Source organism: Polyangium sp. 6x1 (genome assembly GCF_029946515.1).
Lineage (GTDB): Bacteria > Myxococcota_A > Polyangia > Polyangiales > Polyangiaceae > Polyangium.
The window spans coordinates 1-18,824 of the sequence record NZ_JARZHH010000047.1; the positions used below are offsets into that span (position 1 = coordinate 1).

Sequence of the window (18,824 nt, forward strand, 5' to 3'; positions counted from 1 at the left end):
CGGGGCGGGGCGAACCGCCGCGCGCGCCGGTCGTCCGGCCGCGGCGAGCGAGGGGCGCGAAGGCGACGTGGGGCGCGCGCCGCGCGAGGACCGAGGTGCGCCGCGGCCTCGGCGGCTCGACGGAACGGGCTGGACGTCGGGGTCGAAGCCCGGCGCGCGCGCACGGTAGACGCTCGTGCTCTCGTGGCCCGCGTCGACGAAATGCGCTGTGTTCGGCCGAGGATCGGCGGGCGCCACGACGAGCAATCCTCCCGGCCTGAGCACGCGGTGAAACTCGCGATACGCGTCGGCGATCACGCTCGGGTTGAGGTAGATGGCGACGTTGCGGAAGAACACGGCATCCACCGAGCCCGCGGGCAACGTCGCCGCGTGATGCGCGACGTGCCCGACGTCGAAGGTGACGGCCCGCTGGACGATCTCCGCCACCTTTGCGCCGGACGCTTCTCCGCGCTGGAAGTAGTTGACCGAGAGCCAGGCCGGCGCGTCGCGGAAGGCCCACGTGCCGTAGACGGCGGCGCGCGCCCTGCGGATCGCCTCGGGGCTGATGTCGGAGGCGAGGATGCGGACGCGCGCGAGCGCCTTCGCGCCGAGCCGCGCGTGGACGGCGATGGCCATGGAATACGGCTCCTCGCCGCTCGCGCAGCCGGCAGAGAGCACGCACGCAGTCGAGAGCGGCTCGGCCGTGAGCCGCGCATGAAGCGCGTCGACCAGAAAATCGAAATGGCCCTGGTGCCGAAGAAAAAACGTCTCCCGGACCGTGAGGTGATCGAGCAGCTCCGGCACGAGCGACGGCCATGCCGCCGGCTCTCGCTTCAGCGCCTCGACCGTGGTGCCGCGACGAACCGCGATGGTCTCGAGCCCACGCGAGGCCTGCTCCGCCCAGTCGTCGCGCGGCGACAGCCCGCTCTCGCGCGCGATCGCGTCGAGGAGCGCGTCGAGCCCGCCCGCTCCGCTCATCGCCCGAGGTTCTCCTCGCGCATGGCGTTTGTCGTCCCGGAGGGCTCTTCGAGCGGCGGGATGTCCGACGTGGCGATCAGGCGGCTCAGGCTGAACAGAAGCACGAGCCCTTTCGCGTCGCGGAGCGTCGCTCGCACGTAGGGCGCGAGGGGCAAACTTGCTCCCAGGCCGTTGGTCCGCTCTCCCAGCGCGAGCGTGCGCACGCCCAGCACCTCCTGCACGACGAGGCCGATCCGCTGCGCTTCGTGTCGGCAGATGACGATTTGATCGTCGAGGTCGAGTGTTCGCCCGCGGCGCTCGATCCGGGCCGCGACATCGAGCACCGGGAGCGCCCGACCTCGGAGGTTCAAGAGCCCGTGCACCCACGGAGGCGCTTCGGGCAAGGGCGCCATCGCGGCCGCGGGGACCGCCCGCTCGACCACGTCGAGGGGGAAGGCGACCCGCGTCTCCTCGACACGACAGACGACCGCCTGGATCTCGCCCTCGACGGGCAATGGCTCGTCGGCTTCGTGGGCCGAGGTGGTGCATTCGAGCTCGTAGAGCCGGCGCTTGAGCTCGGCGATTTCCCGCCCGATGTCATTCCGCGTGCTCACGGTCCCCCCGATGCCCGCGCCGGCGTTTCGAGATGCGCGGAGACGGCTGCGACGATCTCGCGCGCGTCGCCCGTCTTGCGCAGATGCCCCGCGGCGCCGAGGCGTTTGGCCGTCGCGCGGAGCGAGGCCTCCGGTTGGTTGGAAAAAAGAACGACGGGCGCCCGGTGGAAGACGCCGTCCCGGGAGAGCCGTCGGAGCAGCGCGCCGGCGTCCTGCTCGGCGATGGAGAGGTCGAGCAGGATCAGCGCGGGCGGCTCCCGGGACAACGCCTCGAGGGCCGACGCCGGCGTGTTCGCCGTGATTGCGCGAAACCCCGCCTCTTCGAGCGCGCGCTGCACGACGCGGAGCACGGTACGGCTATCGTCCACGATGAGGATCGTTCGCGATCGCCGCGTCGTGGAGACGGCCTCGCGCCCTCGCACATCGGCGCGCGCCGGGGCGTGGCTCCCGCCCTGCGTGGTCGTGCCGCGCTGCAGATCCGAGAGCGCTCGCACCGCCTCGTCGACGAGCCGCAGCGCGTCTTCGGGGCTCCGGCCCGCCTCCCGTCGCAGCGCGCCGACGGCCTGCTCCAGCCGGCCCGCGAGGTCCCGGAGCGCCGGAAGATCGACCATCAAGAGAATGCCACGCAGCGTGTGGGCATCGCGGGAGAGCCCGCGCAGGGCGGCCGCGTCCGAGGGGCAAGCCCGAAGGGCATCACGCGAGCGCACCATCGAGGCGACGAGCAGCTCGGATTCCGCAAGGAAATCGCTCATGAAGAGCGGTTGCTCGGGGGCCATTACGTATGCTCCGTTTGTCTCTGCGGTGGCGTATCGACGCGCCGCCGCGCGTGCGCCGCATGAAGCGGCCGAGCGGCGGCAAAGATCTCAGCTCCCTCCGACGAGCCCGGGCCGCATCTTGTCGAGCCACGCCCTCGCCGTGGCCTCGTCTTGTGAGAAATGTCGGTGCAGGGGTTTCCCGCTCAGCTTCGACACCGCCCGCTGGACCATTTCGAGGACCACCTGAATATGGAAATCCGCGCCGAACGCGGCCATCGCGTGGGGCGGCACGCGCCTGGCCCAGGCGCTCATGTGGTCCCGCGCCGCCGCGTCGAGGTCGACGGTCTCGGACATGTCGAAAAGGATCAGATAATAAGGGCGCGGGCCGGCCCACGCCTCCAGCCGCGAGAGCGCGGCCTTGCCGCTACCATGCGCGACGGAGCCCCGCGCCTTGAGCACCACGAGGTCCGGAGGCTCGATGGTCATGTCGAGGCTGCCCGTCTCCGCTGCCTTCATCCGCCTCGTGGAAGGGGGACCTTCGCCGCTGCTTTGCCTGGGCGGCGGCTCGCCGAGCGGATCGGAAAAGGGCGCCGTCGCGGATACGCGCACCCGGCTCGACGGTTCGACGAGCAACGCCACCTCGAGAGCGCCGGCGAGCTCCTGCGTATCCTCGGGCTTCGGGATGGCGCCGTCGGCCCCGAGCTGATCGGCGAGCCGCTGCAAGACGGCCTTGTGCATGTTGCTGCACAGGATCACGCGGACACGCGGCGCGGTGAAGGTCTCGCGGATCATCCGCATCAGACGCGGGCCGTCGAGCTGCGGCATATTCACGTCGAGGAGCACCACATCGCAGGCCGTCTCTCGTATCGCCTGCAAGCTCCCTTGCGGCCCGTGGTGAAAACGCGCGCTCAAGCCCGCGTCTTCGAGGGCCCACGCCGCGCGCCGGCCGAAGTCGTCGTCGTCGTCGATGACGAGGACCTTTCTTCGGTTGGAAGGGATGATCCCCCGACGCGAAGGAACGACGGGTGTCTTACGATGGGTCAAAACGCTCTCCCCATCGTTTGGGCTAACACACTGCTCGAACCGGCGTCAATCGATATTGCGGCCTTTTGACCATTAAGGAAGGCCACCCTCCACGCGGGCAACGTCAATGTAATGACGATCCTGGCCGCCAATCGCGTGACGCATGGAGAGCGGCGATACCATGGCCGATTCTGGCCCTGCGTCACGCGACGTGCTGGCGAACAGGCGCCGCCTTCGCTCCGTGTATTTCGCGTCCTTTTCCGACGCGAAATACACGGTCAAGGCGCCGGGGTTCCGGCGCAGGTGACGGGGGCGCCCGTGGAGCAGGCCTTCTCGAAGGGCTTGCCCGCGACGCGATCCCCGACGAAGGTCAGGATCTCCGGCAGCGCCCACGTCGTGGCCTTCGTGTGCGAGGCGCCGGCGCACTCGAGGTAACGCATGGGCATCCCCGCGTCGCACAGCGTCTTGAATGCGGCGCGCTCGGTCGGCGTATCGACGAGCTTGTCCGCCTCGCCCGTGATGAACAGGATGCCATAACTCGCGGCGTCCTTCTGGATGCGCGACACGCTCGTGGTGGTGAGCCCATTCTCGGCGGCCATGCAGCCCCACGGCGCGAGCTCCGAAAGTGCGCCCGACGCGGCGGCGTCGAGCACCTCGGGCTGGAAGAGGGCCGAAAGCATGTCCTTGCCCGCGAGGAGATCCCCCGGATCGCAGCCCGCGCCGAGCGCGGCGGGGACGTCCTTGTCGAGCGGCGGCAGCAGCACCTCCCCGAGCTTGTCCTCCGCGTCGTACCAGCCCGAGCTCGCGCCATAAAAGGCGATCATGTTGGCGGTCGACTCGCGCTGCGTGGTGAGCGCGAGCTGGCCCTCGCCGAGCATGTCCGCGGGCGGGACCGTCGTCGCAATGCCGACGACGTCGAGCTCGCGAGCGTAATAAGGCGCGAGACGATCCACCCAGAGCGCCGCGTGTCCGCCCTGGGATCCGCCGACCACGGCGAGCCGCGCCGAGGGACGCGCGCCGCCCTCGCGGATCTCCTCGGGCAGGCGCAGGACCGCGCGGGCCGCGTCGAGCGAGGCAATGGCCGTCGCCTGACCGACCAGGTACGGGTGCAAGAAGCCCGTGGCCGGCGGGTCGTTCTTGAGGCCGATGTAATCGGGCGCCACGACGACGTAGCCGATCGACGCGAGGGCGGCCGCGAGCGCCGCGGTTTCCGTCTCCGCGCTCGGGCCGCAGCCATCGGTGAAGCCGCTCGTGCCGTGCAGGACCATGAGCGTCGGGAGCGCCTCGGCGTCCTCGGGGACGGTCGTCGGCCACGCGAGCAGCGCCGACGCCTCCACCGTCTTGCCGCGATCCTGCGTCACGTACGTGAAGACGTGGGTCACGACGTCGTATTTGAGCGGGACGGGCAGGTTGCCGAGCGCCTCGGCCGCGAGCGCGTCGAGCAGTCCTTTGGGATACGTGGCCGTCGCCCTGTGCGTGGTGATCTCGCCGAGCGAGAGGTCCCTCAGCCAGGCGTGATCGGCCTGCCCGCAGCGGGCCGGGGCATCGGCGAGGGCGTCGGTCTCGGGCGTCCCCGCGACCTCGGGGGCCGGGAGCTCCGGCTTTTCCGGGCCACTGGGAGGAGGGGGATTCTCATCGCCGCCGCACGCGGCGAGGGCGAGGGTGCTGCCAAGGAGAAGGCCGCGAACGCGGCGATCGAAAAGGTGCCTCATGGGCCGCGCACCTTACGCGGTGCGCGGCGGGACGACAATGGCCTGGGACGATGGCGACGCCGACGTCGATATCCGCGAAGCTTTGGCCTAGCGAGCCGCGCGCGCCGCGCGCCAGAACAGGAGCCCGGCCAAAAGGGGAGCCAGCGCCGCGACGAGGATCGAGCCTTCCACCAGCGTTCGTCCGCAGTCCCCGGAGCGCGCGCTCATCCACAACCCAGGATGAAGCACCACGAGGAGGAGCAAGGGCCATTGCTTCCGAATGCCCGCGGCGCGCAGCCGAGGAACGAAGAACGATCCCACCGCGACGACCAGCGTCACGCCCCACAGGATCAAGCCGAGCCGTTCGGCGCGGAGGATTGCTTCCTCGGCCCCCGGACCCGAGCACGCAAAGGCGAAATCATGAGCCGCCAGCGTGGCCGCGGCGATCCCGAGCGCGTACGAGGATCGGATGGGGTTCGCGGGGCGCATTTTCGAGTTGGCAGCTAAGCACACGGTCTCCAAGCGTCAAGAAACGTCCCGTCGAACCGTGTATGATGCAAGTTTCCTGCTCGGCTTCACACTTTTTCACGCAGCGCCCCCGGCTCCCTGCCGTATCTTGGGGTGGATGAGCCACGAGAGCATCAACAAAGAAAAGGCACGCCGGGCCGCGAAGCACCCTGATCGCCCGGGCGAGGATTGCCGCGCCGAACCTGGGCAATATTCACCCGTCGTCGATCGAGCGCGGTGCGAGGGCAAGCGCGATTGTGTGGAGGTTTGTCCGTACGGCGTGTTCGAGGTCCGCCGGATGGAGGATGCGGATTTCGACGGGCTCGGGTTCTTCGCGCGCCTGAAGAGCCGCGCGCACGGCAGGCAAACCGCCTACACGCCGAACGCGGACCATTGCAAAGCCTGTGGGTTGTGCGTGGTCGCGTGTCCCGAGAAGGCCATTCAGCTCGTTCGCCGATAGCTCCCCGGCGTTGGGTTCACGCCCGCGTGGGCAACTGCTCGGCCGGCCCTGGCGGCCCCGGGCGCGCCTTGCGGAGCACCTGATCCGGCTCGAGCGCGCGCGCCGCGAGCCCCGCGAGAGCAGCGCCGAGCAGCGGCGCGACCCAGAACATCCAGAGCTGCGCGAGCGCCCAGCCACCCACGAACAGCGCGGGCCCCGTGGAGCGCGCGGGGTTGACCGAGGCGTTCGTGATCGGGATGTCGAGGAGGTGAATCAGCGTCAGGCAGAGGCCGATCGCGAGGCCGCCGAACGTATTCATCGCGCGCTTCGACGTGGCGCCGAGGATCACCATGACGAAGAAGAAGGTCAGCACGACCTCGACGAAGAATGCGGCTGCCGCGGAGTAGCCAGCGGGCGAATGCGCGCCGTAGCCGTTCGCGCCGAGGCCGCTCGTGACAGGGTCGTATCCGCCGGGCATGCCTCGCGCGATGATGAGCAGCGCGCCCGCGCCGAGGAACCCGCCGACGAGCTGGGCCATGATGTACGGCAGCACTTCCTCGCGCGGAAAGCGCCCGGCCGCTGCGAGACCCACGGTGACGGCCGGGTTCAGGTGCGCGCCCGAGATATGGCCGATTGCATAAGCCATGGTGAGCACCGTGAGGCCGAACGCAAGCGAGATGCCGAGGTATCCGATCTTCTCGCCCGCGAGGACGGCGCTGCCGACGCCGCCGAGCACGAGCCAGCACGTCCCGACGGCCTCTGCGGCGACCTTTCTTCCGATGGACATGAGAAGTCCCCCCTTTCCCCGCCCGGAACGTGGGGTGCGCCGCGCCCACGTAAAGGCGCCCACCCGTTCACGTTCGACGCGGAAGCTCGAAACGGTCAGGCGAGCGCGCCTCCGCGAGAGCACCCTCACGCGATTCGACATCGTATTCTGTTCCGCTTTTTCTAGACGTCGCGTGGAATCGCACTATGCTTGCGCGCGTGAACTCTTTCGCGCGCGCTCTCTTGTCTTCCCTTGCCCGGCGTGCCTTGGCGCCCGGTGCTCTGTTCGGCCTGCTCCTCTCGGCCTGCTCCTCCACGCACCAGGTCTCGGCGCAGTCCGGGCTCGACGTCCATACCTTCACGCACGACTCCATCAACACCCATTTGCTCGTCGCCAAGGGCGCCATGGTGATGGTGGACCCGGGCTACGAAAAGAACGCGCCGGCGCTGGAGCAGGACCTGCGCGACGCGGGCCTCGACCCGGCCCTGGTGAAGACCATCGTCCTCACGCACGGGCACGCGGATCACGCCGGCGCCGCGCGCCACTTTCAGTCGCGCTTCCAGGCGCGCGTCGTCGCGGGCCAGGGGGACGAGGGAATGCTCTCGACAGGAAAAAACGAGCCGCTGTGCCCGACGGGTTTCCTCGGCCGGTGGCGCCACGCCGAGGACGAGGGGGCAACGTACACGCCATTCCACGCGGACATCGCCGTGACCGAGCCTCTGGACCTCGCGTCGATTTCGGGCGTCCCGGGCCGTATCGTCCCGCTGCCGGGGCATACCCGAGGCTCGCTCGTGGTGCTGGCAGGGGACGCCGCCTTCGTGGGCGACCTGTTCCGCGGCTCGCTCGTGGGATCGGGCGCGGAGACGCACCTCTTCATGTGCGATGTCGAGGGCAACAAGAGGGACATCGCCCGGCTGCTCGGCGAGCTCGGCCCCGGCGCCAAGCGCTTCTTCGTCGGGCATTTCGGCCCGGTCGCGCGGGAAGACGTCGCCGATTTCTTCGAAGTGCCCCCGCGCGAGTAGAGGTCAATGACGGGCCATGTAATCGGCGAACAGGGTCATCAACCGGCGCGTCACCGTGCCCGGTTTTCCACGGCCTATCGTGAGGTCGTCGACGCGGACCACCGGCACGATGTTCTTGTTCGTCGCCGTGAGAAATGCTTCGTCGGCCGCGGCGAGCTCCGCCTCCGACACGTCTCGCTCCTCCACCACGATTCCGGCTCTCTTCGCGAGATCGATCACGAGATTTCGGGTCGTCCCGAGAAGCACCCCCTCACGCGCGGTGATCACCCGATCGCCCTTCACGATGAAGAAGTTGCTGGTGGTGCACTCGAGGACCCGACCCTCCACCACGTAGAGGATCTCGATCGCCCCGGCGCGGATCCGCGCCTTCTGCTGGCGCACCGCTTCCAGGTATTCCGTCGTTTTGGCCTCCGGGACGACCCGCTCGTGCGGACGACGAATGACCTTGGCCCCCTTCTCGAATACCTTCCCGGGGAGGGGCTGGATCGGCTCGGAGAAAATATAAAGTAGCGGTTTGTCGACGAGGAGCCCGGCCCTGGCGACGCCGCCCGTGAGCAAGAGCCGGATGTTGCAGTCCTCTCCCGCGTTCTTCGCGAGGAGCTTCGCGACCGCCTCACGAACGGCCTTCTCCGGGAGCGGGATCGGGAGGCCGAGGAGCTTCGCCGAGCGCTGAAAGCGCCTCCAGTGCTCCTTCCACAAGAAAGGTTTGCCGTTCACCGTCTTCAGGAAATCGAAGACGCCATAGCCCCGGAGCACCGCCAGATCCGTGACCGGTAACGTCGCCTTCTCCGTCGGCAATATCTTTCCGTCGTGATAGCAGAAAGGCTTCATGCGCCCCCACCTTAGCAGGCGGGCCGCTGGGCGTGCCAGGGCGCCGTGCATCCATGGTCGGGCGCGGCAGGCCGCCCGCGCGCGCGAGTGGCCCTCGACCCTCGCAGGTCCTATATTCTGCGGAGGACGACGAGCCGCCCGCATGAGCCTGGCCGTGAAGCGAGAGCCGGAGGCATCGGTATCCAGTCCGGACCGTGCGAAGCCGCTCGCGCCGCGCGCCGCGAAACCTGGACAGGGAGGCGAACAGCCCGGGGGGCGGGTCGCGCGCGCCGTCGCCGAGTCCGTGGCGGCGCTCGCCGCCGGCGTCTGCTCGGCCGAATACGTGATCGATACGCTCCTCGTGCAGTTCGAGCGTCACCTCGACGCGCGGATCGTCCGCCTGTACGGTCTCGGGGAGGGCGGATCACTCCGGTTGCTCGTGCAGCGCGGCATTGCGAGCGCGGCCATTGCAGGGGCATCGGAGGTCGAGCCCGCGCGAGGCGCCACCCTCGTGACCGAGGCCGTCGCCGTGCGGAGCCCCCTGCGCGTCGAGGCAACCATGCCGGAGGCGAGCGCGTTCGCCGATACGCGCGCGATTTTCTCTTGTTGCGAGGTGAACCTCGTGATCGCGGCGCCGCTCCTCGCCGCGGGGCAGATCCTCGGGGCGGTCACGTGCGGCATCGGGCACGGGATCTCCGACCGGGACGAGCCGCAGGCCGTCGCCGCGGCGCTCGCCTCGGTCTTTGCGTGGGCGCTCGACGGGGCCCGCCAGCAGGAGCGATTGCTGAAGCACATCGACGAGCTCGGGCGTGCCCAGGAGGTGCTCCGCAACGTGGAGGAGCGCCTCAACCGTACGATCGACGACGCACCCATCGGAATGGCGGTGGTGGGCCTCGACGGTCGCTTCGTCCGCGTCAATCGCGTGCTCTGCGACATCGTCGGCTACGGGCGCGAAGAGCTCGAGCGCATGCGCTTCCAGGACATCACGCACCCCGAGGACCTCGAGATCGACCTCGAGCAAGCGGCGCGGCTGATCCGCGGCGAGATCGAGCGTTATCAGCTCGCCAAGCGCTACCTCCGCAAGACGGGCGAGGTCGTCGACGTCATGCTGAGCGCCTCGATGGTCCGCGACGCCCGCGGCATGCCGCTCCATTACATCTCGCAGATCGAGGACATCACCGAGAAGCGGCGGATCGAGGACCGGCTGCGGCAGAGCGAGCGCAAGTACCACGCGATTTTCCACAGCGCCCGCGAGGCGATCGTCCTCCTCGACGAACAGATGCGCTTCGTCGACGCGAACCCGGCCGCGTGCGCGCTCTTCCACGAGACGCGCGAGGCGCTGGTCGGGCGGCGGTTGACCTCCCTCGTCACGCCCACCACGGCGGCGCTCCTCGAAGCGCCGTGGCAGCGCCTCTCCGTGCAGGGGGAGCTCGACCTCGAGGTCACGCTGCACCTGCACGACGGGAGCGCGATCCCCGTCGAGCTCGGCGCGAGGGCGCATTTCGTCCCGGGGTTTCACCTCATGACCCTGCGCGACGTCTCGCGTCGCAAGCGCACCGAGGCGGCGCTGCGCCTCAGCGAGGCGCGGTTCCGGTTTCTCGCCGAGAACGCGTCGGACGTCGTGTATCAGGTCGCCTTCAAGCCGCACCGTCGCTTCGAATACGTGAGCCCCTCCGTGCTCGCCCTGACCGGGTATCCCGTCGAGCAATGGTATGCCGATCCGGAGCTCGCCGCGAAGATCGCGCACGAGGACGATCGGCAGACCTACGCTCGTTTCCGCGGCGATCCGAACGCCGAGTCGCTGCTCCTCCGGTTTTACCGGAAAAACGGCGAGCTCGCGTGGGTGGAGATCAAGGGCACGACGATCCGGGACGAGCTCGGCGTCCCGATCGGCCTCATCGCCGTGGCGCGTGACATCACCGAGCGAAAGCGCGCCGAGCAGGAGCGCGAGCAGCTCGTCGAGCAAATCGAGGCGGATCGGAGCCGATTGAGGAGCGTCATCGAGCACACGCCCGTGGGGATCGTGCTGGCCCTCGGCGCCAGGGGAGAGCGGACCTTGGCGAACCGGCGGGCCGCGGAGATCCTGGGCCGACCGCCGCGGCCCGACGAGGTCTCGTTTTCCTACCTCGCGCCGCTCTGTGATCCTTCCGGAAAAACCCTCCCCCCGGAGGAGCACGCCATGGCGCGCGCGCTTCGCGGCGAGGAGACGCGCAGCCGCGAGCTCGTCGTGTGCCGCCCGGACGATCCGGGATTGCCGGTGCTCGAGAGCGCGAGCCCCGTCCGCGACGCGCATGGCCACGTCCTCGGCGCCATTGCGACGTACGAGGACATCACGCGGCTGAAGCGGCTCGAACAGCTTCGCGACGAGTGGAGCTCCATCGTGGCGCACGAGCTACGCCAGCCCCTCACGGCGATCGCCAGCCACGCGGCGCTCCTCGCGCGCACCGACGAGCCCACGCAGAAGCGGCGCGCGGAAAACATCTCCCAGAGCGCCGCGCGGCTCAATCGGCTGATCGGCGATCTGCTCGATACCACCCGCATCGACGCGAAGCAGCTCGAGCTCGCGCTCGAGCCGACGGATCTGGCCTCGCTCGTGCGCGGCGCCGTCGAGCGCGCCTCCCTTGGAGGCTGGGGCGAGATCGACGTCGTGGGCGACGTCCCGCCCGTGCTCGTGGATCCCACACGTATCGAGCAGGTGCTCGGGAACCTGCTCTCGAATGCCGTGAAGTATGGCGCGCCCGAGACGCCGATCCGCGTCGAGATCGAGGGCGCGGAGGAGGGGGCGCGGGTCTCGGTGCACAACCAGGGCGCGCGGATTCCGGCGGAGGACATCCCCCGCCTCTTCCAGCGATTTCGGCGGCTGCACAAGGGGCCCGTGCTCGGGGTCGGGCTCGGTCTGTATGTTTGTCGGGGCATCATCGAGGCGCACCGCGGCAGGATCTGGGTCGAGAGCGACGACGAGGGGACGACGTTCCGGTTCACGCTCCCGAGGGCAGAGAGCGGCGCCGCGCGGAGGTGATCGGCAATGGCCGAAGAGCGCATGAATTCGCCCGGATGCCCCTCGACGGGGACGCGAGGCCGTGCCATCTTGTCCGCGCGTTTGCAGGAAGGGTGCAGCGACGGGCGCTGCAGGATCGAGGATGGTCGGGCCGCCATCCCAGCCGGCGATTCCGCCGGCGAGGGATGAAGCATGTCGATCAAGCACGGAACGGGGCGGAGCCCCCTGCCTTCGTCGCCCCCCGAGGCCTGGGAGCCGCTCCTGCGCTTCACGCGGCTCGCGGGCCGTCCGCTCGAGCGATTCCTCCAGATCGAGGCCGCGAGCGGCATCCTGCTGCTCGTCGCCGCGGCCGTCGCGCTCGTCTGGGCAAACTCTCGATGGGCCGAGAGTTACTTCCACCTCTGGCACACCCCCCTCGGGATCCGCGTCGGCGCATTCACGTTCGAGCGTACGCTCGAGTGGTTCGTCAACGACGGCCTGATGGTAATCTTCTTTTTCGTCGTGGGGATGGAGATCCGCCGCGAGATCCATCACGGCGAGCTCTCCACGTGGCGACGCGCAGCCTTGCCCGCGGCCGCCGCGCTGGGCGGCATGCTCGCGCCGGCCGCGCTTTACCTGACCCTTGCCGGGGCCCCCGCGACCCGATCCGGGTGGGGCGTCCCGATGGCGACGGACATCGCCTTCGCCGTCGGCATTCTCACCCTGCTCGGCAAGCGCGTGCCGGCTGCGCTACGCGTGCTCTTGCTCGCGCTCGCGGTCATCGACGATCTCGGGGCGATCGTCGTCATCGCGCTCTTTTATTCGTCGGGGATCGCGGCTTCGGGGTTGCTCGTCGCCGCCGCGGGGTTCGGCGGGCTGCTCGCCATGCAGCGGTTCGGCGTGCGCGCGAAGCTCGCGTATGTCCCGCCGGCCCTCGTCGTGTGGGGAGGCATTTATGCGGCCGGCATTCACCCGACGATCGCCGGCGTGCTCGTCGGTCTCGTGACGCCGGTGCGCGCGTGGCTCGGGCCGGATGGGTTCGTCGTCGGCGTCCGCGAAGAGCTCGAGCGCCTCGGAAAAACCCCGCCCGAGGCGCTCTCGTCCCACGCGCTCGCGGAGACCTTGCGGCACGTGGACGTCGCGCGCCGTGAAGCCATGTCGCCCGCCGAGAGCCTGATCGCGACCCTGCACCCCTGGGTGGCCTTCGGCATCATGCCCGTGTTCGCGCTGGCGAATGCGGGCGTCCGCGTGACGGGCGGCTCGCTCGATCCCGCGGCGTTTCGTGTCCTTGTCGCCGTCATGGTGGGGCTCGTCGTGGGCAAACCGATCGGCGTGCTGCTCGCGAGCGCAATCGCGCTGCGCCTGCGGCTCGGGACGTTGCCGCTCGGCATGCGCTTGCGGCACCTCGTCGTGCTGGGGGTCGTCGCGGGCGTGGGGTTCACGATGGCGCTGTTCATCGCGCAGCTCGCGTTCTCGGACGCGTCGCTGCTCGCCGCGGCGAAGCTCGGCGTGCTCGCGGCGAGCGGCGGCGCGGCGATCGTCGGCCTCGTCCTCGGGCGGCTGCTGCTCGCGCCCGTGAAGACTGCGGGCTCTGCGCAGACGGCCGACGAGGCGGAGAGCTCGACGGAGGCGTGACCCTGCCATGTGCCCTCAGGGAGCCGGCACCCACGTCCCGTGGAAGCCGAAGGGAACGCGCTGGGGCAATCGGACGCGAGCCACCGGGGGCGCGCCGAAGGTCGCGGCGTCCAATACGACGAGCTCGCTGCCGTCGCGCTCGCCGTCGTAGACGATGCTGAGCAGATAGCCCGCATCCTCGGAAGGATCGTCGCCCCTGGGGACGAAGACCGACTCGCCGGGGATGCGCCGCGGGCCGAGGTCTTGCGCGGCCGAGGCGCCCGTCGTCCTGTCATAGCGGCGCAGGCGCGCGCCCGTCGGGGTGCCGTCCACGAAATCGCATAGCTCGATGACGTACGTGTAGCGATGCGGCCGCCCGATCCGGCGGTCGTCGATGCGGGGGAAATCGACGATGCGCGCGTCGATCGCACGTTCGCGGGTCTGGCCGGACCCGAGGTCGATCTCCCAGTGATGGAGACAGGGCGGGCTGACCTCGAAGCGCGCGCAGCGGGCCCCCTCGAGGACGATCGTCCCGTCGAGCTCGAATGCATTGGCGGTATGGCTGAGGTGACCGGGCTCGATGTCGAACCAGCGCGCTGTGCCTCCCGCGCGCGGCACCACGCCGAGGCGCGCCGTGTGGGTCTCGCTCCACTCGAATGGCATCCCGTCGCCCCAGTCGCGCGTCATGCGGGCGGGAGAATCGAAGAAGACCGCGTATTGCTCCGTGAGGGCGAAGTCGTGCATGAGGGAGGGGCCGAGGTTCTCGATCTCCCGCTTCGCGATCACGCGTCCACCCGCATCGGCGATGTAATACGTCAGGTAGGGCCGCATCGGCTGGTAGCCGAAGAAGTGGAGCTCGCCCGTCGCGGGACAACGCTTCGGGTGCGCGGTCATCGGTGTGTCCAGGGCCCCGTCGAAATCGAAGGCGCCGACGGTCGAAAGCTCCCGATCGAGCTGCATCGGCAGCGCCGCCTCGACCATCGAGAGGAGGCGGCCCGCGTGCTCGACGACGTGCGTATTCGAGGTGCCGCCGCCGCGCAGCCGCCGCGCCCGGGCCGCGCTCGCGTCCTCGCCGTCTGCCGCGGCCCCGAGGTTCGTCCCGCCATACCTGGCCGTCCGTACGTAGCGGTTTCGGTACCAGCGCGCCTTTCCGTGTTCGAGGTGGACGCCGTGCACCATCCCGTCGCCGAACCACCAATGCCGGGAGGCGCCGTCCTTGGGATTCGGTCCGTTGCGCAGATACGTCCCGGCGAGGTCATGCGGGAGCTCGCCCGAGACGGGCAGATCGTGCGCGGTCACCTCGTCCGTGACCGGGGCGAAGGGACCACGCAACCAGAACGGTTGGGCAGGAGAACGGGAATCGGTCTCTTCGTGGGTGGACATGCGCCTCTTCCTTGTGTGTTGCTTGAGTTCTCAACTATCATCCTTGCACCCCCTCGGCAAGCGATTTATTTGAGAACTCAAGCAACGGAGAGGAGAGCATGTCGGCGTATCATCTGACGTTCTTGTTGGACTTGAACCGGGCGCACGCGACCGCAATACGCCGCTTCGACGCCTCGCTCGGCGCGGTGCACGGCATCGGCCTCAACGATCTGCACCTGCTCCAGGTGCTCGACCAGGCGCCCGAGCGCCGGCTCCGGCGGACCGATCTGGCCCAGCAGCTCGGCGTGACAGCCTCGGGCGTGACGTGGATGTTGCGCCCGCTGACGCAGCGCGGGCTCATCACGAGCCAGGCGAGTGAAGAGGACGGACGCGTCACGTTCGCGGTGCTCACCGCCGCCGGGCGAACGCTCGTCGCGGACGCGGTGCCGACGGCGCGACGGATAGCGGCGGAGCTCCTCGGTCCAGAGGCGAGCAAAGAGGAGCTCACGCGGGCGGCGGCGGTGGTCATGCGGCTCGGTTGATCGAAGTCGTCCCCGCTGGGCCGAAGGATCGGAAGCGCACGAATTCTTCCCCAGGAGAGCTCCCACAAGCGTGCGGCAGTGCGGTAGCCTGGGGGGTATGCGCCGCACACCGCTTTTGGCTTCCTCCCTCGCCCTCGTCCTCGCTTCCAGCGCTGCCCATGCAACCGTCACCGAGCCGAACGGCCTCGTCGTGCCGCTCGACTCGAACAACGCCGAGGAGCAGCTCTACACCTTCTTCCAGAACCAGGGCGACCCCGTCGACTGGAAAGCCGACGCGCACACCACGCCGAACGCGTTCTCGCCGCTCTGCGGCTTCACCGCGACGTTCGTGCTCAACGAGGCGGGCTCGCACTTCGGCCTCGCCTGGTACAACGAGACCGGGCAGAAGCCGCAGCCGGCCGATCTGCACGTCCTCGTGCCGGCGAACTCGCCGGTCGGCACCACGTTCAACGGTACGTCGATCAAGAACGATCCGGCCTACGCCGGCGGGCTCGTCGGTTTCGCGCTCGTGGGCGGCGAGACGCACTACACGAACCCGGCGTACAACAACGTCTGCACCAACTGCAACCCGGCGGCGCCGTGGATCACGGCGATGATTTACGCCTCGAAGACCACGGCGAACGCCTATTACATCGCGTTCGAGGACGGGGCCACCACCGCGTCGGGCTGGAACAACGACGGCGATTTCAACGACGACGTCTTCTTTCTCACAGGCATCACCTGCTCCGGCGGCGGCCAGCCCTGCGACACCGGCAAACCCGGCGCTTGCGGGGCGGGCTTGACGCAATGCACGTCGAACGGCGTCGTCTGCCAGGAGCTCACGCAGCCGAAGGGCGAGAATTGCAACGGGATCGACGACGATTGCAACGGGACGGTCGACGAGGGGGACATCTGCCCGAGTGGGTTCGTGTGCGACAAGGGCGCGTGCGTGCAAAGCTGCAAGGGCGGCGAGTTCGACTGCCTGCCCGACCAGGCCTGCAACAGCAGCGGCTATTGCGTGGATGCCGCGTGCAAGGACGTGTCCTGCGAGGTCGGCAAGGTCTGCGTCGGCGGCGTCTGCAAGGGGCCGTGTGACGACGTCACGTGTCCGTTCCCGCAGGTCTGTCGCGTGGGCGCGTGCGTCGACCCGTGCGCGGGGGTGACGTGCGAGAGCGGCCAGGTATGCGACGGCGGCGTGTGCGTCACGCGCTGCGATTGCTTGCCGTGCGCCGGCGGCGAGGCGTGCGAGACGGCGAGCGGCCTGTGCGTGGAGCCGACCTGCATTGGCGTGACGTGCGACGCCGGGAAGCATTGCGCGGGCGGGACGTGCGTGGACAATTGCATGGGCGCCACGTGCCCGACGGGCCAGGCGTGCATGGAGGGGCAATGCGTGGAGGCCCCGAGCAGCTCGGACAGCAGCAGCAGCTCGTCGGGGATCTTCGGCTCCGGCGGCGAGGGCGGCGCGGGCGGCGGCGGAATGGGCGGCACGGCGGGGAGCGGCGCGAGCGGCGGCACCGGCGGCGCCGGCGGCACCGGCAATGGCGGGAGCGAGGGGTCGTGCGGGTGCCGGGTGGTCGGCGACGAGGAGACGACGGGGGCCGCGTGGGCGGCGCTCGCGATGATGGGGCTCGCGGCGATGCGGCGGCGGCGCGCGCGCTGAGGTTTGCCTCGGGCTGCTCTTCGGGCCGCCGCTGCGCCGCTCAACCTGCCAGGTGGAAGCGCAAGAAGCCGAGCATCTGCCGGATCGACTCCCGCGAAATCTCGCTGTCCTCGACGATGTCGAACGCATGCGGCGCGGTCGGGTGGTTCGTCAATGTGATCGGCAGGTTGCGCGCGAGCGCCGCAGCGGCGAACCGATCGAGGGTGGCGTTGAGGCCGGGCGTCTCGTCGCGGCCGGCGCGCGCGAGGAAGAGCGGCACGTCGGCCCGGAGATCGTCGACCGATTTGCCGGCCGCCGGCGTCGCAAAATAGTATTGCTTGGCCGCATCGGCGACGTGCGTCGCGCCGTCCAGATCGAGGGTATGACCGTAGGCGAGGACGGCGCACGCGACCCGCACCTCGGCGTCGCGGAGCAGGAGCGACAACGCATTGGGGACGTTGCCCGAGGACGCCCACACCCCGATCCGGTCGGGATCGATGCCGAGCGTCGCGCCGTGCGCGTGAAGGTGCCGCATCACGAGGGCCACGTCTGCGGGCGTTCGGTTCGCGTAGGTGACCGCCACCATTCCGGACGCCGCCACGAGCCGCGCCCAGGATACGTACGACGCCATGTCCTTGAGCTTGCATCCGAGCATCATTTCAAAGCCGGGATCGGGGTATCCCGACACGAACACGACGGCGGGCCTCGGCCTGCCGTCGCCCGGCGGGGCGTACACATCGAGGGTCGGACCGCCGGCGTCGATATCCGTCCGGACCGTGACCTCGTGCATGCCGGGGAGCTCGAGGACCACCGGCTTCAAGGTCATCGGGTTGCGCGTGGCTTCGCTCATCGTCGATGGTTCCTTTCGGGGGGCGAGCGTATCAGGAACGGCAGCGCCGTGCCAGGCGCTCGGGTCGAGCGCGGTCGATGTGTATTATCGAACGTAACCTCCGTCCGCATTGTCGATGAAGGTGGCCTCGTCCCTTCGCCAGATGCAGTCAATCTGAACGCTCTTTAAAAGGTCTTCTAAATCGGGCCCTGGAAAGCGGGGCAGGAGCACAGCAAGGCGCGTTCCCTGCGGGGTGAACCGCCGGTAGTCGAAGAGCTGACCGATGGCCATGCGGATGGCCTCTCGGGTCACTACGCCCTTCGCCTCAATGAGCTGTTGGCGCTCAGGGACGTAGATGTCGCTAAACATCTCCCTTCCGGGGCCAGCACCTGCAATCGAACACGCGAGACGTTGAACCTGGATGCCGCGTATCTGGAGCCAGGCTGCGTAGCGCTGGATCAGCGAGCTCTCGCGTCGGACAACTTCAATGAGCTCGAAGCGCGGTTGCGCCATCGTTCGCTCGGTTGCGTGGGCTTCGAGGGGTATCACCCTGACGGTGCTCTCCCCCGCCAGTGATTGTATCGGCTCCGCGGGCTGCAGGTGAAAAACAATCACCTTGCGCAGCGCGCCACCCCCCGTTTCCGGAGCCTCGGTGATGCTGTAGGGGTGATCTGGATCGAGCACGAATTCGCCGAGGTATTCGACCATTCCTCCGGCACCTCGAAACACGCGGAGTGCTCGTTTGGTCTCCCGATGTTTGAGGATTGCATCGTTACCGTGCGTAAATTGCTGGTCGCCTCGTTGTCCCTCGCCGGTGTAGTGAAATGTACCGTCTGCGTCCCACCGATCAAAATATCCGTGTTGCTCCCCGGACGCTGGATCGGTGAAGACGAGGACGTGGGGCGTCCGCGCGCAGGGGCTGATTCCCGTCTGTCGGCTTCCACCGTATGCATCATGAAGCGCCTTCCGCTTGATGCGTTCCCCAGGCTGCAAGGTCCAGGATGGGCTCCTCGGGCTTGATGACCGTGATTCCACCACGAAACCAAGCCTGCGAAGAACGGCATTCGTTTGAGCCTCGCCACCGGAGAAATCTTCGGGCGTCAATGGTGAACCGTGCGCGATCTCTCCCGCGATCCCAAGGATGGCTTGGGGTGGATAGCGGTGCCCCTCATACACGAGGTCGTACTTGCTCGACGGCCCGAATCCGTGCGGGTGACCCACGGAGAAGCGGCGGATCGCCTGACGCACATGTTCCTGCGTAATGTTAGAGGGGAGGGGCATGTGACAACATTACCAGCTCGTCACAGTTCTTGCCAACC

At 68.8% G+C, this 18,824-nt stretch carries 17 protein-coding genes; 6 read left to right on the forward strand and 11 right to left on the reverse strand.

The window, feature by feature from the left end:
* The 6 genes from QHF85_RS33565 to QHF85_RS33590 all read right to left on the reverse strand — a co-directional run.
* The coding region (locus QHF85_RS33565) for a CheR family methyltransferase (RefSeq protein WP_281331479.1) at nucleotides 1-957 on the reverse strand (957 nt) is incomplete at its 3' end.
* Nucleotides 954-1,550 (reverse strand): chemotaxis protein CheW, encoded by a 597-nt coding sequence (locus QHF85_RS33570; protein ID WP_281331480.1) that lies wholly within the window; start codon nucleotides 1,548-1,550, stop codon nucleotides 954-956. The genes QHF85_RS33570 and QHF85_RS33565, both read right to left, overlap by 4 nt.
* The gene (locus QHF85_RS33575; protein ID WP_281331481.1) at nucleotides 1,547-2,302 is read right to left on the reverse strand and encodes a hybrid sensor histidine kinase/response regulator; all 756 of its coding nucleotides are present in this window, start codon (nucleotides 2,300-2,302) and stop codon (nucleotides 1,547-1,549) included. Before QHF85_RS33575 ends, QHF85_RS33570 begins: the two co-directional genes overlap by 4 nt.
* Nucleotides 2,303-2,413: 111 nt before the next feature.
* The gene (locus tag QHF85_RS33580; protein WP_281331482.1) at nucleotides 2,414-3,349 is read right to left on the reverse strand and encodes a response regulator; all 936 of its coding nucleotides are present in this window, start codon (nucleotides 3,347-3,349) and stop codon (nucleotides 2,414-2,416) included.
* A gap of 257 nt (nucleotides 3,350-3,606) precedes the next feature.
* Nucleotides 3,607-5,040 (reverse strand): lipase family protein, encoded by a 1,434-nt coding sequence (locus QHF85_RS33585; RefSeq protein WP_281331483.1) that lies wholly within the window; start codon nucleotides 5,038-5,040, stop codon nucleotides 3,607-3,609.
* A gap of 87 nt (nucleotides 5,041-5,127) precedes the next feature.
* Nucleotides 5,128-5,508 carry a hypothetical protein gene (locus QHF85_RS33590; protein WP_281331484.1) on the reverse strand — a complete coding sequence of 127 codons (381 nt, stop codon included), beginning with the start codon at nucleotides 5,506-5,508 and terminating at the stop codon, nucleotides 5,128-5,130.
* Nucleotides 5,509-5,644: 136 nt separating this feature from the next.
* Here QHF85_RS33590 and QHF85_RS33595 point away from each other — a divergent pair, with 136 nt between their 5' ends.
* Nucleotides 5,645-5,986, forward strand: coding sequence for a 4Fe-4S binding protein (locus tag QHF85_RS33595; protein ID WP_281331485.1), 342 nt, complete (start codon nucleotides 5,645-5,647; stop codon nucleotides 5,984-5,986).
* Nucleotides 5,987-6,002: 16 nt separating this feature from the next.
* On the opposite strand, the gene aqpZ is transcribed toward QHF85_RS33595, so the two are convergent.
* The gene (gene aqpZ, locus QHF85_RS33600) at nucleotides 6,003-6,752 is read right to left on the reverse strand and encodes an aquaporin Z (protein ID WP_281331486.1); all 750 of its coding nucleotides are present in this window, start codon (nucleotides 6,750-6,752) and stop codon (nucleotides 6,003-6,005) included.
* A gap of 197 nt (nucleotides 6,753-6,949) precedes the next feature.
* Between aqpZ and QHF85_RS33605 the strand changes: the two genes are divergently transcribed.
* The gene (locus tag QHF85_RS33605) at nucleotides 6,950-7,753 is read left to right on the forward strand and encodes an MBL fold metallo-hydrolase (RefSeq protein WP_281331487.1); all 804 of its coding nucleotides are present in this window, start codon (nucleotides 6,950-6,952) and stop codon (nucleotides 7,751-7,753) included.
* 3 nt (nucleotides 7,754-7,756) lie between these two features.
* Here QHF85_RS33605 and QHF85_RS33610 read toward each other — a convergent pair whose 3' ends face one another.
* A complete protein-coding gene (locus QHF85_RS33610; RefSeq protein ID WP_281331488.1) occupies nucleotides 7,757-8,584 on the reverse strand; it encodes an aminotransferase class IV in 828 nt (275 codons plus the stop codon).
* A gap of 142 nt (nucleotides 8,585-8,726) precedes the next feature.
* Between QHF85_RS33610 and QHF85_RS33615 the strand changes: the two genes are divergently transcribed.
* On the forward strand, nucleotides 8,727-11,582 hold the full coding sequence (locus tag QHF85_RS33615) for a PAS domain S-box protein (RefSeq protein ID WP_281331489.1): 2,856 nt from the start codon (nucleotides 8,727-8,729) through the stop codon (nucleotides 11,580-11,582).
* Between the two features lie 171 nt (nucleotides 11,583-11,753).
* A complete protein-coding gene (nhaA, locus tag QHF85_RS33620) occupies nucleotides 11,754-13,175 on the forward strand; it encodes a Na+/H+ antiporter NhaA (RefSeq protein ID WP_281331490.1) in 1,422 nt (473 codons plus the stop codon).
* A gap of 15 nt (nucleotides 13,176-13,190) precedes the next feature.
* Here the strand turns inward: nhaA and QHF85_RS33625 are convergent, their stop codons facing one another.
* Nucleotides 13,191-14,537, reverse strand: coding sequence for a carotenoid oxygenase family protein (locus QHF85_RS33625; protein WP_281331491.1), 1,347 nt, complete (start codon nucleotides 14,535-14,537; stop codon nucleotides 13,191-13,193).
* Between the two features lie 98 nt (nucleotides 14,538-14,635).
* Between QHF85_RS33625 and QHF85_RS33630 the strand changes: the two genes are divergently transcribed.
* Together QHF85_RS33630 and QHF85_RS33635 are read left to right on the forward strand one after the other, a co-directional pair.
* Nucleotides 14,636-15,058 (forward strand): MarR family transcriptional regulator, encoded by a 423-nt coding sequence (locus QHF85_RS33630; RefSeq protein WP_281331492.1) that lies wholly within the window; start codon nucleotides 14,636-14,638, stop codon nucleotides 15,056-15,058.
* Between the two features lie 97 nt (nucleotides 15,059-15,155).
* On the forward strand, nucleotides 15,156-16,697 hold the full coding sequence (locus QHF85_RS33635; protein ID WP_281331493.1) for an MYXO-CTERM sorting domain-containing protein: 1,542 nt from the start codon (nucleotides 15,156-15,158) through the stop codon (nucleotides 16,695-16,697).
* Between the two features lie 40 nt (nucleotides 16,698-16,737).
* On the opposite strand, the gene QHF85_RS33640 is transcribed toward QHF85_RS33635, so the two are convergent.
* A complete protein-coding gene (locus tag QHF85_RS33640) occupies nucleotides 16,738-17,526 on the reverse strand; it encodes an alpha/beta hydrolase (RefSeq protein WP_281331494.1) in 789 nt (262 codons plus the stop codon).
* 84 nt (nucleotides 17,527-17,610) lie between these two features.
* Nucleotides 17,611-18,786, reverse strand: coding sequence for a hypothetical protein (locus QHF85_RS33645; protein ID WP_281331495.1), 1,176 nt, complete (start codon nucleotides 18,784-18,786; stop codon nucleotides 17,611-17,613).
* Between the last annotated feature and the right edge of the window lie 38 nt (nucleotides 18,787-18,824).